General features: G+C 58.3%; 15 protein-coding genes. 7 read left to right on the top strand and 8 right to left on the bottom strand.

Translation table 11 applies throughout. The features are described 5' to 3' along the window. Positions 1 to 2: 2 nt before the first annotated feature. The 4 genes from AC1RL4_RS09295 to AC1RL4_RS09280 form a co-directional block, all read right to left on the bottom strand. Positions 3 to 1025 carry an alpha-xenorhabdolysin family binary toxin subunit B gene (locus AC1RL4_RS09295; RefSeq protein WP_489078603.1) on the bottom strand — a complete coding sequence of 341 codons (1023 nt, stop codon included), beginning with the start codon at positions 1023 to 1025 and terminating at the stop codon, positions 3 to 5. 35 nt (positions 1026 to 1060) lie between these two features. Further along, the gene (locus AC1RL4_RS09290) at positions 1061 to 2359 is read right to left on the bottom strand and encodes an alpha-xenorhabdolysin family binary toxin subunit A (protein WP_489078602.1); all 1299 of its coding nucleotides are present in this window, start codon (positions 2357 to 2359) and stop codon (positions 1061 to 1063) included. Between the two features lie 313 nt (positions 2360 to 2672). Then, positions 2673 to 3287, bottom strand: a complete 615-nt coding sequence (locus AC1RL4_RS09285) for an NAD(P)-dependent oxidoreductase (protein ID WP_096480981.1) — start codon at positions 3285 to 3287, stop codon at positions 2673 to 2675. Positions 3288 to 3477: 190 nt separating this feature from the next. Beyond that, positions 3478 to 4359 (bottom strand): MBL fold metallo-hydrolase, encoded by an 882-nt coding sequence (locus AC1RL4_RS09280; RefSeq protein ID WP_204124671.1) that lies wholly within the window; start codon positions 4357 to 4359, stop codon positions 3478 to 3480. 114 nt (positions 4360 to 4473) lie between these two features. Between AC1RL4_RS09280 and AC1RL4_RS09275 the strand changes: the two genes are divergently transcribed. Further along, positions 4474 to 5379, top strand: a complete 906-nt coding sequence (locus AC1RL4_RS09275) for a LysR family transcriptional regulator (RefSeq protein WP_493119530.1) — start codon at positions 4474 to 4476, stop codon at positions 5377 to 5379. A 94-nt stretch (positions 5380 to 5473) separates the two neighbouring features. Beyond that, positions 5474 to 5650, top strand: a complete 177-nt coding sequence (locus AC1RL4_RS09270; RefSeq protein WP_167331182.1) for a hypothetical protein — start codon at positions 5474 to 5476, stop codon at positions 5648 to 5650. Positions 5651 to 5798: 148 nt separating this feature from the next. Here the strand turns inward: AC1RL4_RS09270 and AC1RL4_RS09265 are convergent, their stop codons facing one another. Further along, the gene (locus AC1RL4_RS09265) at positions 5799 to 6710 is read right to left on the bottom strand and encodes a helix-turn-helix domain-containing protein (RefSeq protein ID WP_019581529.1); all 912 of its coding nucleotides are present in this window, start codon (positions 6708 to 6710) and stop codon (positions 5799 to 5801) included. Between the two features lie 179 nt (positions 6711 to 6889). On the opposite strand from AC1RL4_RS09265, the gene pobA reads away from it, so the two are divergent. Both pobA and AC1RL4_RS09255 read left to right on the top strand, forming a co-directional pair. After that, the gene (gene pobA / locus AC1RL4_RS09260; RefSeq protein ID WP_019581530.1) at positions 6890 to 8083 is read left to right on the top strand and encodes a 4-hydroxybenzoate 3-monooxygenase; all 1194 of its coding nucleotides are present in this window, start codon (positions 6890 to 6892) and stop codon (positions 8081 to 8083) included. Between the two features lie 78 nt (positions 8084 to 8161). Then, positions 8162 to 9679 carry an MDR family MFS transporter gene (locus tag AC1RL4_RS09255; protein ID WP_230174923.1) on the top strand — a complete coding sequence of 506 codons (1518 nt, stop codon included), beginning with the start codon at positions 8162 to 8164 and terminating at the stop codon, positions 9677 to 9679. 277 nt (positions 9680 to 9956) lie between these two features. Here AC1RL4_RS09255 and AC1RL4_RS09250 read toward each other — a convergent pair whose 3' ends face one another. The 3 genes from AC1RL4_RS09250 to AC1RL4_RS09240 all read right to left on the bottom strand — a co-directional run bounded on the left by AC1RL4_RS09250 (position 9957) and on the right by AC1RL4_RS09240 (position 12890). Next, entirely contained in the window at positions 9957 to 10826 is an 870-nt protein-coding gene (locus tag AC1RL4_RS09250) for an ATPase (protein WP_230174921.1), read from the bottom strand. A 116-nt stretch (positions 10827 to 10942) separates the two neighbouring features. Next, positions 10943 to 11935, bottom strand: a complete 993-nt coding sequence (locus AC1RL4_RS09245; RefSeq protein WP_230174919.1) for an NAD-dependent epimerase/dehydratase family protein — start codon at positions 11933 to 11935, stop codon at positions 10943 to 10945. Positions 11936 to 11996: 61 nt separating this feature from the next. Next, positions 11997 to 12890 (bottom strand): LysR family transcriptional regulator ArgP, encoded by an 894-nt coding sequence (locus AC1RL4_RS09240; protein WP_230174917.1) that lies wholly within the window; start codon positions 12888 to 12890, stop codon positions 11997 to 11999. 96 nt (positions 12891 to 12986) lie between these two features. On the opposite strand from AC1RL4_RS09240, the gene AC1RL4_RS09235 reads away from it, so the two are divergent. From AC1RL4_RS09235 to AC1RL4_RS09225, 3 genes are all read left to right on the top strand, one after another. After that, positions 12987 to 13388 carry an ACT domain-containing protein gene (locus tag AC1RL4_RS09235; protein WP_018926573.1) on the top strand — a complete coding sequence of 134 codons (402 nt, stop codon included), beginning with the start codon at positions 12987 to 12989 and terminating at the stop codon, positions 13386 to 13388. Between the two features lie 7 nt (positions 13389 to 13395). Beyond that, a complete protein-coding gene (locus AC1RL4_RS09230) occupies positions 13396 to 13998 on the top strand; it encodes a LysE/ArgO family amino acid transporter (protein WP_019581534.1) in 603 nt (200 codons plus the stop codon). 176 nt (positions 13999 to 14174) lie between these two features. Then, positions 14175 to 14771: a superoxide dismutase gene (locus AC1RL4_RS09225; protein WP_007938876.1), complete on the top strand. Its 597-nt coding sequence runs from the start codon at positions 14175 to 14177 to the stop codon at positions 14769 to 14771. Positions 14772 to 14846: the final 75 nt, after the last annotated feature.

Raw genomic sequence — 14846 nt, 5'->3', positions numbered from 1 at the left:
ACTCAACGCCAGGCAATTGCACCCAGGTAATTCAGCATGGCCGTATAGCGCCCGGCCATTGCCTGAATCGACAGCACATCACGAATCAATTGCGGCTCGTTCGTTTGTAAAAAGTGCTCGTACGCCGTCAATAGTTTTTGTGCTTCTTGCACCCAGTTTCGAGTGACCTGATCGAGCGATGCAATGGCTTCAAGTTTCTGCAGGCGACTGCCCGCATCCTGGATCTGGGCCTCGGTATCTGTCAGCGCCTTTTGCACCTCATCCAGTCGGGTTCGAACACCGTCTCGAGCCTGTGTCAGGTTGGAGTAGCGGCGTCCATTCTCAATCCCTTCCAGATTGCCTTTGAGGCGTGCGAGCACCAGTTCAAGGAATTCACGATCCGGCTTTTTGGTGGTCACCAGTTTGATTGCCGACTCGATTTCCCGTGCACTAGGGATCAGGCTATCAAAAATATCCAGCCAACCCGGGGCCTGGAAATGCTCAATCTGAGCATCAATGGTGCGCTTTTCCTCCTGAAGCTTTGCCTGATCTTCCCTGTACCCGGCACCTGCCTGCTCCATGCGTATGCGTCGATCCGTTTCGATCCGGACCAGATCGATACCATCTTCGGCAAAACGGATGGCCTCCAGATTGCCCAATCCCTGATGTAAATACTGGGTGGCAGTCTGTATCGGCCCCCGCGTACTCTCAACACGACGCGCGCAGTATTTCACCAGCTCAATGAGCTTCTCTTCACGCAGGCTGGCCGTTGCGGAGGGATGACTCTGAATCTCTTCAAGGCGCGCCAGCACACTGGCGAACCCTACGTTGCCCAGCGATGCAACGGCCCTTTTTATATGGTCGCCTATGTGCTGATCATCGGTATTGAGCTGAGCACGCAGGCGCAAAGTCTTGTCCATTACCGCCGGCAAAAAGGCAAACGTATTATCGGCCACCAAGGCATTGAAGTGGCTTTGGCTCGCCTTCATCACCTGCCGGTCGGGTGTCGCGTAATCAGGAGCGCCGTTAACAGCATTGTTCATCATGAACATTTCATCCTTGAAAATATTAAAAATAGAATTTAACCAACCACTTCATTGAAAACCTTTGACAGGGCTCTGGCATGCCCTTGAATAACATCCCAAGGCTCGACCACCGTCTGCAAGTCCAAAACCAATATATTTAAATCAAATGCATTATCGACTTGAGCCAAACGGATAGCAGACTCCTGAACATTGACCCACAGGATCGCCCATACATCCTCCAGATTCTTCGCGCCTTTCTCTGCATCCACCATCAGCGACTTTATATTACTCAATTGCCCAGCCAGACCGCTCAACAACGTCGAAAGAGTTGCCCCTTCCATTCCTTTCAGCAATTCGGCCCGACGCTCGTTCAAGGTATTTTTCAGACCTCTGACAGTTTCCGCCTTCGATCCGAATATACCGCCGGTAACAGCAACACCGATAGGGCCGAACACCAACCCCGTAAAGGCATACCCGACCAGGCTATCGTACTCCGCGACTTTCTCTGCAATCTGTTGATCCAAGTCTTTAATCTGATCTCTTAGATTTTTAAGCCGCTTGGGCTCTTCGATACCAGCCTTTTCAATATTGCCCAGTTTGGCATCGACTATTGGTATGAGATCTGCTGAAATCTTGCGGGAAAATTCGACGGCCAACGCTTTGACGGCCGTTATGCGGGTATAAAAAACTTCAATATCACTTTTCATTCTCCCGAGATACCTGACCAGACTTTGTACCTTCTCTGTGTCGGAGTTCCCCATCGGGATAGCCATCAATACCGCACGTTCCGCGTCCGATAAGGTATCGATCGTGCCGCTTAAATCCTTGTACCCGCTGAATTTCTCCAGATGACCGATCACCAGCCGTCCGGTGTTGATGAACCCCTTGGCAAAAAGATCCAGCCGTGTCCCCAGGTCTTTGGTATCGCGCTCCAGCGTTGCCCAGGAAAGCGCATGCTGATGAATTTTCTGATGCAAATTCTGAATATCACGAGGCTCCAGTCCATCCACATTGATCTGGGTATAACCGAGCAGTTTTTCTACGGCGCTCAGGTCAACCGGTTGGAGAAGGCTCTGGCTGACATACTTTCTGATGGCAACGATATTTTCCTTTTTAACAATAAAGGTTCCATCCTGGTAATGAGGTGCATCGTAACCCGCCATAACACCAAAATATTGAACAGGTACATATTTTGCCGCTTCCGTGACCGTATCCACGCCTTGTAGTTCTGCAACCGCTTCTAGCGCAACGCGCGTTAATTTAGTTTCAGTATCTTCTGCCGCATCCGCGCCTTGTAGTTCTACAAACGACTTCAGCGCAGCACGCCTTATCTCACTTCCCTGATCGTGCCCCATAGTGCCATCCCTAACAGCTTCAGCTGACTGAGTTATATATCAATAAATTACAGGATTTACATTTCCCACCACGCATCGTGGCAGAACCCACGGTAACCTTCTAAATTCTCCTCATCAACTCTCCACATAAGGGCGCAGACTGTAGGAAATCAAACCCACGACACTGCCGATTTTTAACCTTACGAAAAAACCACAATACGCAAACACCCCACTAACTAACCCAAACTAGAAAAGTTACCGAAAGACACATTTTCAACACGCATAAAAAAGCACAAGTCACCGAAATAACTTGTGCTTCTTGTTTCGCGATATATCAGTAGCCGACGGTGAATCGCTGTCGCGCGTGGGACATACTTTCAACTTCATCCATCATCGCAATTGCATAATCGGCAAAGCTAATCCAGCTTCGCCCTTGTGCACTGACCAGTAAGTCGTTTTTGCCTAGCCGAAACTTGCCCGTACGCTCACCTTCGACAAACTCCGCCGACGGCGACAGGAAGGTCCAGTCCAGTTCCTTTTCCTGATGCAAGGTATTGAGGAACTCGGCACCGGCGCTGGCCTCAGCCTTGTACTCCGGCGGAAAGCCTTCACTGTCGATCACTCGAGTACCGTCCGGCAGCAACAGCGAACCGGCACCGCCCACCACCAGCAGACGTTTGACACCGGCCTTCTTCACCGGCTCGATAACCGCGCTGGCGGGGATGGTAGAGAAATGCGCCGCGCTGATCACCACGTCATGGCCGGCTACTGCCGCTTGCAAAGCCACGGCATCGAGCACGTCGACGTTTTTGCTGACGACACCGGCACGCTGGCCGATTTTCGAGGTGTCGCGGGCGATGGCGGTGACGCTGTGACCGCGACGCAGGGCTTCTTCCAACAGTTGGCTACCGGCACGACCGGTGGCACCGATGATTGCGATTTTGCTCATGACGTTCTCCAGTTGGCTTGGGTGAATCTGTATTGATGTGTATGGCACGGGGCGACGAAAATCCTGTGGTGCGAGGCTTGCCCGCGAAGAAGGCGCCGCGGTTTTTTCAGGGATTACGCGTCATCGTTCTTCGCGGGCAAGCCTCGCTCCTACAGGTTCTGCGTCGCCCCCCTCGCCACTGTTCAGCGGATTACCACTTCATCTCGCCCTTGGCGACTTTGGCACTCAGCTCCAACGAGCTTTCTTCGCCCAGGGTCGGGTAGCGTTTTTTCATCGCGCCGATCAGTTCGGCTGAATCTTTCGCCTTGGCGGTTTCTTCGTCGAAAGCCTTGATGTAATCAGCGGTGAACTGCACAGCCGCCAGAGAGCGAGCGCTCTCACCGAGGTAGTGACCCGGCACGATGGTGTTCGGCTTCAAGGCTTCGATCGTGTGCAACGTCGTCAGCCAATCGGCATGAGACTGCGGGGTCTGGGTATCAGCCATCCACACATGAATGTTCTCGGCGACAACCACGCCACCGACCACTGCCTTGATCGACGGTATCCACACAAAGCTGCGATCCGGTTGCTTGCCATCCAGGCCGAGCACCTGCAGTTTCTGCCCTTCCAGCATCAGGCTATCGCCCTTGAGCACGTGCGGCACGATGGTTTTGTTCGGCACGTCGGCGCCCATTTTCGGACCCCAGAACGCCAGTTTGCCGTCGACGGTTTTCTTGATGTGATCAACGGTCGGTTGCGAGGCCAGCACTTTGGCTTTCGGGAACGCCTGGGTGATGGTGTCGAGGCCGAAGTAGTAATCCGGGTCACCGTGGCTGATGTAGATGGTGGTCAGTTGCTTGCCGCTGGCGCGGATTTTTTCCACCACTTGTTCGGCCTGGGATTTGCCGAATTGTGCGTCCACCAGAATCGCTTCCTTCTCGCCACTGACCAGTACCGAGGTCACCGGGAAGATTGCGTTGGTGCCCGGGTTGTAGACGTCCAAGGTCAGGGTCGACGCCGCAGCGGCATGGGCCGCGAAGCCCAGTGCCGCGGTTGTCAGAAGAATGCGTTTGATTGAAGTGAAGCCGATCATCTGTTGCTCCGTTGTCCGAATGCCGTGCTTGGCGATGGGACAGAGCTTAGTTGCCTGGTTCGATACAAAAAATGCGATGCTTGAACATAGTTTGTTTCTGAAAGCGGGCAAATCATGGATCGTCTACAAGCAATGCGGGTGTTCGTTACGGTGGTGGACCTGGGCAGCCAATCGGCCGCCGCCGATCACCTGGACCTGTCGCGGCCGGTGGTTTCACGGTATCTGGCGGAGCTGGAAGATTGGGTCGGCGCACGCCTGATGCACCGCACCACGCGCAAATTGAGCCTGACCGCCACCGGCAGCGAAATCCTGCCCCGGTGCCGGCAGATGCTCGATTTATCCAGCGACATGCAAGCCGCCGTCAGCGAGCCGGACGACGCACCGCGCGGCCTGCTGCGGATCAGCGTCAGCACCTCGTTCGGCCAGGCGCAACTGGCGGATGCCATGGCCGCCTACGTCAAACGTTACCCCGGCGTAAGCATCGATCTGCAAATGCTCGACCGCACGGTGAACCTGGTGGATGAGCGCATCGACCTGGCCATCCGCACCAGCAACGACCTGGACCCGAATCTGATCGCCCGGCGCCTGACGGTGTGCCGCTCGGTGATCTGCGCCTCCCCCGCTTACCTGCGCGAGCACCCGGCGCCGCAGCGGGTCGAAGACCTGAGCCTGCACAATTGCCTGACCCACTCCTACTTCGGCAAAAGCCTCTGGCATTTCGAGCAGGATGGCGAACCGGTCTCGGTGCCGGTGCAGGGCAACATCAGCGCCAACGAAGCCAGCACGCTGTTGCGCGCGGCGATGGCCGGGGCCGGCGTGGCGATGCTGCCCAGTTACCTGGCCGGCATGCATATCCACAGCGGCGAACTGATCCGCCTGCTGCCCCAGGCCGAGCCCCGTCAGATGAACATCTATGCGGTGTATGCCTCACGCAAGCACATGCCGGTGGCGTTGCGCAGCATGCTGGATTTTCTGGTGCTCAGATTTCCCGAAGAGCCGGCGTGGGATGTGGGCCTTTAACCGGAGCGAATGTGGGGTGGTTTTGATGGCAACTCACCGGCGCTGACCTATGCTCAAAGCAGTACCCAAGGGTATTCGTTCAGAGGTCAACGCCATGAACATCAAAACAAGAAGATACCTCGCCATTTTCATCACCTGCGCGGCGACGCTGGCGCTGTATGGCACAGCCGCCTGGCGTGTCGAACAGTTGCGCAAAGTGCCCCATGACTTCGCGAGCTGCAACTTCGAGCGCTGCATCCCCCACAGCGCAAGCCTCAACGCCCTCCGGTAACGAACACCTTGTGGTGAGGGGGCTTGTCGGAACGCCGCACCGCCCCGTTCGGCTGCGCAGCAGTCGTAATTCGGTGAATGCGGTGTTCTCATTGAAATGCCGGGGCCGCTTCGCGCCCCAACGGGGGCAAGCCCCCTCGCCACAGGGGTCAGGCCTCGCTCTTCTGATCGGCAGCGTCCTGATCGGCCTTCAAGCGGTCGCGAAAAGCCTTGGGCGAGATCCCCACCCGACGTCGGAACAAGCGTGTGAAGTTGGTCGGATCGGAAAACCCCAGCACATCGGACATTTCATAAATGGTCATGCTGGTGTAAGTCAGCAAGCGCTTGGCCTCCAGCAACTGACGCTCGTGCATGATCTGCAACGCCGGTTGCCCCGCCAGTTCACGGCACGTGCCGTTGAGGTGGGACACGGAAATCCCCAGCCGATGGGCCAGGTCCTCGACCTTGACGTGCTGGCGATAGGTCTCCTCCACCAGCTGGATAAAACCGTTGAGGTATTCCCGGGCACGCTGCGGACGCTGATTGGCAGCGCGGCGCTGGATCACCTGACGGCTGACCCACACCATGATCACGCTGACCAGCGAATGCATGAGCATTTCCCGCGCTGGTTGATGGCCGGTGTATTCGCTTTGCAGCGCTGAAAACAGGCTGTTGAGGTACTCGCTGTCCTTGCCCGCCGGGTAGCTTTCGGCTTGGGCCAGGGCATTTACCGAATTGCCCAACTGCGCCTGAAGATGGGCGACCAGCGGCGCGGCCAGGGTGACGACGAACCCTTCGACGTCCTCGGAAAACCGATAACCATGCACCGATAACGGCGGCAGAATGATGATTGCCGGCTCAGCCAATTGTGAGCGTTTCCCTTCGATTTCAAGCTCTGCCTGACCTTTGAAGACGAAGAGCAACTGACACAAATCAGCGTGGCGATGGGGTTTTATTTCCCATTGATGTTCGCGGCTGCGTTTTGAAATGGTTTCACAGTGAAGCAAATCGGGGGTCGGCCAATCCAGGCTTTCACCGTAGAGTTTGAACACCGGAATCGATGGCAGGGCGGGCTTGTTCATCACTTCAATCCAGGCCTCGAAGGTAACGGGGCGATAATCGCACCGATTGGCAGAATGTACAGGTATCGGCTCAGTTTTCACCTTCAATTGACAGACCCGCAAGTGAAAAATGCAAGCACTCGATCCATAAAAATCATCCACCGGCGTTGGTCGCGTGGAGCTTGCGAGTCATAAAAACAATGAAAACACTAAGAACACAAATCGCCATCATCGGCGCCGGCCCCTCTGGTTTGCTACTCGGCCAATTGCTGCATAACGCCGGCATCGACACCCTGATTCTCGAACGCCAGACCCCGGACTATGTGCTGGGGCGCATCCGTGCCGGTGTCCTCGAACAAGGCATGGTAGAGCTGTTGCGTCAGGCCGGAGTGGGCCAGCGCATGGACGCCGAAGGGCTGGTCCACACCGGCTTCGAACTGGCCCTGGACGGGCGCCGGGTACACATCGATCTGCAGACATTGACCGGTGGCAAAACCGTGATGGTGTATGGCCAGACCGAGGTCACCCGCGACCTGATGGCCGCTCGTCGGGACGCTGGCGCGCAGACAATTTATGCAGCTGGCAACGTCGTCCCCCACGGCATGAAAAGCGCTGAACCCTATGTGACCTTCGACAAGGACGGCGAAACGTATCGACTCGATTGTGACTACATCGCCGGTTGCGACGGTTTCCATGGCGTGGCGCGGCAGTCGATTCCTGCCGACTGCCTGAAGGTGTTCGAGCGGGTGTATCCGTTCGGCTGGCTGGGGATTCTCGCTGACACTCCGCCAGTTCACGAGGAGTTGGTCTACGCGCGGCATGAACGGGGCTTTGCGTTGTGCAGCATGCGTTCGCCGACACGCACCCGTTATTACCTTCAGGTACCGGCCCAGGATCAGGTCGATGACTGGTCCGACCAACGCTTCTGGGACGAACTCAAATCCCGTCTGCCGGCCGCCCTCGCCGATGTGCTGGTGACCGGCCCGTCGATCGAGAAAAGCATCGCGCCGCTGCGCAGTTTCGTGGTCGAGCCGATGCAGTACGGGCGGATGTTCCTGGTCGGCGACGCCGCGCACATCGTCCCGCCCACCGGTGCCAAAGGCCTGAACCTGGCGGCCAGCGACGTCAGCACGTTGTTCAATATTCTGCTGAAGGTTTACCGCGAAGGCCGTGTTGATTTGCTGGAGAAGTATTCAGAAATCTGCCTGCGGCGGGTGTGGAAAGCCGAACGGTTTTCCTGGTGGATGACCTCGATGTTGCATCGTTTCGACGAGCACGACGCGTTCAGTCAGCGCATCAGCGAATCGGAACTGGCCTATTTCGTTGACTCCGAGGCGGGCCGAAAAACCATCGCGGAAAACTACGTCGGCCTTCCATACGAGGCTATCGAATAGGCTCCTATCGACTTACACTGGCGAGCACTCCCGTTCGCCTTGCCTCTTGCGGGTCCATCACTGCCCGCAGGTTTTACCGTGACCAATCTCAACCGGCCTGAAACGCCCAAACCGGCCATTCGCAGCGTGCTGATCGCCCTGATGCTGGCGATCTTTCTGGGTGCGCTGGACCAGACCATCGTCGCGGTGTCGATGCCGGCGATTTCCGCGCAGTTCAAGGACGTCAGCCTGTTGGCCTGGGTCATTTCCGGCTACATGGTGGCGATGACCGTGGCGGTGCCGATCTACGGCAAGCTCGGCGATCTGTATGGCCGCCGCCGGTTGATGCTGTTCGGCATGGGCTTGTTCACCCTGGCTTCATTGTTTTGCGGGATGGCGCAAAGCATGGAGCAACTGGTGCTGGCGCGGATCTTTCAAGGCATCGGCGCCGGCGGGATGATTTCGGTGAGCCAGGCGATCATCGGTGACATCGTTCCACCGCGCGAACGCGGTCGCTATCAGGGCTACTTCAGCAGCATGTACGCGGTGGCCAGCGTGGCCGGCCCGGTACTCGGTGGCTACATGACCGAATACCTGTCCTGGCGCTGGGTATTCCTGATCAACCTGCCGTTGGGCCTGGGTGCCTGGTGGGTGGCTTATCGCACGCTGGTAGGGCTGCCGGTACCGCAGCGCAAGCCAATCATCGATTACCTTGGTACGTTGCTGATGATCATTGGCCTGACGGCGTTGTTGCTGGGCATCACTCAGGTTGGCCAGGGGCATTCGTGGCGCAGTCCTGAAGTGGCGGGTTTGCTCGGTTGTGCGGTGGTGGTGCTGGCCGTGTTCGTCTGGCATGAACGGCGGGCGCGGGAACCGTTGCTGCCGATGCACTTGTTCGCCAACCGCAATGCAATCCTTTGCTGGTGCACGATTTTCTTCACCAGTTTCCAGGCGATTTCCCTGATCGTGCTGATGCCGCTGCGCTTCCAGAGCGTCACCGGCGCCGGGGCCGACAGCGCGGCACTGCACCTGTTGCCGCTGGCCATGGGCTTGCCGATAGGCGCCTATTTCGCCGGGCGCCGGACCTCGGTGACCGGTCGTTACAAACCGATGATCCTGACCGGCGCGTTGCTCATGCCGTTGGCGATTCTCGGCATGGCGTTCAGTGCGCCGCAGGCGTTTGTGCTGAGCAGCCTGTTCATGTTGCTTTGCGGAATCGCTGGCGGCATGCAGTTCCCGACGTCGTTGGTGGGCACGCAAAACTCGGTGGATCAACGGGACATTGGCGTTGCCACCAGCACCACCAATCTGTTCCGCGCTCTGGGCGGTGCAGTGGGCGTGGCGTTGATGTCGGCACTGTTGCTGGCGTTGTTGCAGGATTCCAGTTTCGCGCACCTGGCCGGCTCGTCGCTGATTGCCGAGGGTCGTTCGGGGAATGTCTTGCTCGATGGTTTGAACGCCGCGCCGGGTGATGCGCAAAACGCCTTGCGTGCCGAGTTGCTACTGACCTTCCGGCATTTGCTGATGGTCAGCGCGGCCGTGTCGCTGCTGGGGCTGGCGGCGGCGATTGCCATGCCGAACAGGCTGTTGCGCGGGCGGGAAGACAAGGTTCGGTAGAAAGACCGAGTCGCCTGCATTCGCGAGCAAGCCCTGTGGCCAGTGTAGTGAGAGGGATTATCTGTGGTGGGCGGATTATCTGTGGCGAGGGGGCTTGCCCCCGTTCGGCTGCGCAGCAGTCGCAAATCAGGCACCACGGACTATCTGAAAGCCGTGGTGAATGGAGATGGGGCGGCTACGCCACCCAACGGGGGCAAGCCCCCTCGCCACAAGCAAGCTCCCTCGCCACAAAAGTCCCACTCCACAGGCCCACTCCACACAACATCACTGCATCGGGCTATTGAGTCCGGGCGTGCAGCTGTTGTTGCAGGTTCTGGATCTGCGCCTGCAGGGTGTTGATGTTGCGGGTGACCTGGCCACGGAAGGCGTCGAACTCGGCGGTATTGTTGCCACCTTGCGCCGCGGCCGGGCGGTTGTCCTGTTGGCTTTTGAGCACGATCATGTCTTGCTCCAGACGCTCGACGGCGGCGCTCGGGTTACCTTGCCGCTTCAGCGCAGCGATATCGGCGCCAAGGCTTTTGAGTTGGGCGTCGACTTTGCTGGTATCGGCCGATGCGCTCTTCAACGCGGCCAGTTCGCCGCTCAAGGCTTTGACCTGGGCCTGCAACTGAGCATTGGCGGCTTGTTGTTCGCTGGCCTGCGTGGTCATTTGCGCCAGGCGCTTTTCCAGATCGGAGGTCTGGCCGAGCACGCCTTGCTGCTGTTTGCTCTGATCCTGGAGTTTGCTTTCCAGCTGTTTGCTCTGGTCCTGGAGCTTGCCTTCCAGTTGTTTGATCTGCAGCTTCAACGCTTCACTGCCGGTGTTGACCGTGGACTGGCTGGCCACGACCTTGCCGGAAATGTCCTGCAAGCGCCCCGCCGCTTCCTCACTGATACGGGCGAAACTTTCCTGGGTCGCCACCAGTTGTTGTTCCATCAGCGATATCTGCTGGAAACTCCACCAGGCAAGGCCAGCGAAGGCAAAGAACAACGCACCGACCAACGCCCACAGCGGGCCCGTGCTCGGGCCTTTGACCTTGACTACCGGTGTGGTGCGCGAATGCACGGAAGTACGCGCGGTGGTCGGAAAATCATCGTCGTCGAGGCTGTCGGCACGCAGGCTCGGTACATCGTCGAAGTCGTCGTTGGCATCGTTACGCATGGACATTGAGTCAACCTTTGTAAAACGCGGTGATGGCTTGATGGGGCGAAGTATAACCCTCGCTGCCGCACCGGTTGACCCTGAACCCTGAACTCGGTTCAGTGAGGGCCGGCCCTTGTGTGTCAGCGAATGTCCTGAGCCTTCCACCAGGCGCAAAATTCATCGAGGGCGGTCCAGAGACTGACTTTCGGATCGTAATCCAGATAATGCCGGGCGCGACTGATGTCCAGGGTGAAATTTTTGTTCATTACCTGCATGCCCAGCCGCGACAGGGTCGGCTCGGGACGACCCGGCCACAGCTTGCAAACACCCTCGTTGAGCGCGGCAAGGCTGTAGGCCAAGCCGTAGGAACGGTAACGGGTCACCTGTGGCACATCCATTTTGCGCATCACGTAATTGACCACATCCCACAACGGCACCGGCGCTCCGTTGCTGATGTTGTAGGCCTTGCCCAAGGCCGAACCGCTGGCCAGCAAGCTGCTGAACAACGCTTCATTGAGGTTTTGCACGCTGGTGAAGTCAACCTTGTTCAGGCCATTGCCGATAATCGCCAACCGCCCTTTGCGCTGCATCTTCAGCAACCTGGGGAAAATGCTCATGTCGCCTGCGCCCGTCACGAAACGCGGGCGCAGGGCCAGGGTTTCGAGGCCGAACTCCTGCGCACCGAAAACTTTTTGCTCGGCCAGGTATTTGGTTGCGGCGTAAGGATGCTTGAAGCGCTTGGGCACCTGGTCTTCGGTCAACCCCAGATGATCGCGGCCATCGAAGTAAATCGATGGCGACGACAAGTGCACCAGGCGCCGCACCCGTTGTTTCAGGCAGGCCTCGACCACGTTCTCGGTGACCTCGACGTTGCCTTGATGGAAGTCCTGATAGCGCCCCCACAAACCGACAGCGCCGGCGCAATGGACCACGGCTTCGACGTCGGAACACAGGTCGCGCGCCAGTTGCGGGTCGCTCAAGTCGCCCTGGATGAACTCGGCACCACGGCGCACCAAATGCTCGACGCTCTCGGCCCGGCGACCGTTGACCCGCACATCCAGGCCCTGCTCCAGGGCAAAACGCGCAAAGCGTCCGCCAATGAAGCCGCTTGCGCCGGTGACCAGAATCTTCATGTATTGCTCCGAATATTTCGTTTTGCATATTGCGTAGGACGTGAGGTCTTGACGCCAGCCGTCAGTCCAACGGCACCAGCCATTGCTTCGACGAGCGCACCAATTGATCGGTGAGTAACCCCAACAGCTGACCGCCATTGCGCCAATGATGCCAGTACAGCGGCACATCGATCGGCTTATCTGGCAAAAGCTCCACCAATTGGCCGCGCGCCAGTTGCTCGCGCACCTGCAATTCAGGCACCAGGCCCCAGCCAAGCCCTGCTTCCGTGAGACGAAGAAAACCTTCGGAAGACGGGCATAAATGATGTTCGAAACCACCATTCACGCCGACTGACGCGAGGTAACGATGCTGCAGGAAATCGTCCGGGCCAAATACCAGCGCCGGGGTTCTGGCCAACTGATCGGCGCGCACACCTTGGGGAAAATGCCGGGCAATAAATGCAGGGCTGGCCAACGCACGGTAGCGCATCGCCCCCAACAGCACGCTGCGCGCACCGGCCACCGGCCGCTCGCTGGCGCACAGACACCCCGCCACTTCGCCTGCGCGCATGCGTTTGAGGCCGACGGTCTGGTCTTCCACCACCAGGTCGAGCAACAGATGCTCCTGCGCGCAAAATTCCCCCACCGCCGCAGCCCACCAGGTGGCCAGGCTGTCAGCGTTCAGCGCAATGCGCAGGCGTTCCGGCAGGCCTTCTTCGTCCAGCGCCGGCACCAGGCTTTGCAGATCGCGCTCCAGCAATCGCACCTGCTGCACATGGTTGAGCAATCGCCGGCCAATCTCCGTCGGAGCCGGAGGCGTGACACGCACCAGCACCGGTTGGCCGACCCGCGCCTCGAGCAGTTTGATGCGCTGGGAAATGGCCGATTGGGACAAGCCCAAGACCTGCGCGGCGCGTTCGAATCCGGCCTGCTCGATCACGGCAGCGAGCGCGGACAGTAATTTGTAGTCGAACATCAGTTTTCCTAATGAGCGATCAGCACTATTGGTTTTTCTTATACAACTTCCCACCGGAGAATGGCCAGCAAGAACTCTTGAACAAGGATCACCGACATGGCTGGCGAAACCTCTTTGGCAACCCTGCTGCGCAGCATGAGCCCGCAACTCAACGACGGCGAATACGTGTTCTGCACGTTGCCTGACGGCAAGCTGCCCGCAGGCCTTGAGATTGTCGGCAGCTTCCGCGAACAGGAAGGGCTGACGGTGATTCTGCAACGTTCCCACGCAGAGAAGGCCGGTTTCAGCTTCGACTACATCGCTGCCTGGATCACCTTGAACGTGCACTCAGCCCTTGAAGCCGTCGGCCTGACCGCCGCGTTCGCCACGGCACTGGGCCAGGCCGGCATCAGTTGCAACGTGATTGCCGGCTACTACCACGACCATTTGTTCGTCGGCCAGGCCGATGCCGAACGCGCCCTGCAGGTACTGCGGGATCTGGCGGCCAACGCGGAGTAAAAATCTTATGTGGCAAAGCTATGTGAACGGCCTGTTGGTGGCCGCCGGGCTGATCATGGCGATCGGCACTCAGAATGCGTTTGTGTTGGCGCAGAGCCTTCGACGTGAACATCACCTGCCGGTGGCGGCGCTCTGCGTAACCTGCGATGCGTTGCTGGTAGCCGCAGGGGTGTTCGGCCTGGCGACGTTGCTGGCGCAGAACCCGACTCTGTTGGCCATCGCTCGTTGGGGTGGCGCGGCGTTTCTGCTGTGGTATGGCAGCCTTGCGCTGCGTCGGGCCTGCTCGAAACAGAGCCTGCAACACGGCGAGAACCAGACCGTGCGCTCGTTACGGGCGGTGCTGCTCAGCGCTTTGGCGGTGACCTTGCTCAACCCGCACGTCTACCTGGACACCGTGTTGCTGATCGGCTCCCTTGGCGCACAACAGACCGAGCCCGGTGCTTATGTCGTGGGCGCGGCCAGTGCATCGTTGCTGTGGTTTTTTACCCTGGCCCTTGGCGCAGCGTGGTTGGCACCGTGGTTGGCACGGCCAAGCACTTGGCGAATCCTCGACCTTTTGGTGGCCGTAATGATGTTCACCGTAGCGTTCCAGTTGATCATCGCTTCATGATTTATTCCAAAAGGCTCTGGAACCTCTATTCCACACAGTTGTTGCGTGGTTATGCCGCACCCCCGGTGCTATGATCCGATCCCTGCGCCGCAAAGAGTACAAACTCCCCGGCGCATGTCTGGCCGCCCGTGATCGGCCTTGCGCTCACCGCAACTGACCTGATTAGGAGAATTATCATGGCTTTCGAATTGCCGCCGCTGCCTTACGCGCACAATGCCCTGCAGCCGCACATTTCAGAGGAAACTCTGCAATACCACCACGACAAGCACCACAACACCTATGTCGTGAACCTGAACAACCTGGTGCCAGGCACCGAGTTCGAAGGCAAGACCCTGGAAGAAATCGTCAAGACTTCCTCGGGCGGCATCTTCAACAACGCCGCTCAGGTCTGGAACCACACTTTCTACTGGAACTGCCTGGCGCCAAACGCCGGCGGTCAACCAACCGGCGCTCTGGCTGATGCCATCAACGCTGCTTTCGGTTCGTTCGACAAGTTCAAGGAAGAGTTCAGCAAAACCTCCATCGGCACCTTCGGTTCCGGTTGGGGCTGGCTGGTGAAAAAGGCTGACGGTTCCCTGGCCCTGGCCAGCACCATCGGCGCCGGCAACCCGCTGACCAGCGGCGATACCCCGCTGCTGACCTGCGACGTCTGGGAACACGCTTACTACATCGACTACCGTAACCTTCGTCCGAAGTACGTCGAAGCGTTCTGGAACCTGGTCAACTGGAAATTCGTGGCTGAGCAGTTCGAAGGCAAAACCTTCACCGCTTAAGCTTCGCGCCAGTCAAGAAACCCGGCTTTTATGCCGGGTTTTTTATGCCATCGAAAATCCGTACGTTGGCGTGCT

Source organism: Pseudomonas sp. GW822-FHT07A10, from assembly GCF_058798795.1.
Note: the sequence above shows the minus strand (reverse complement) of the source record. Positions and strands in the feature narration are given on the sequence as shown.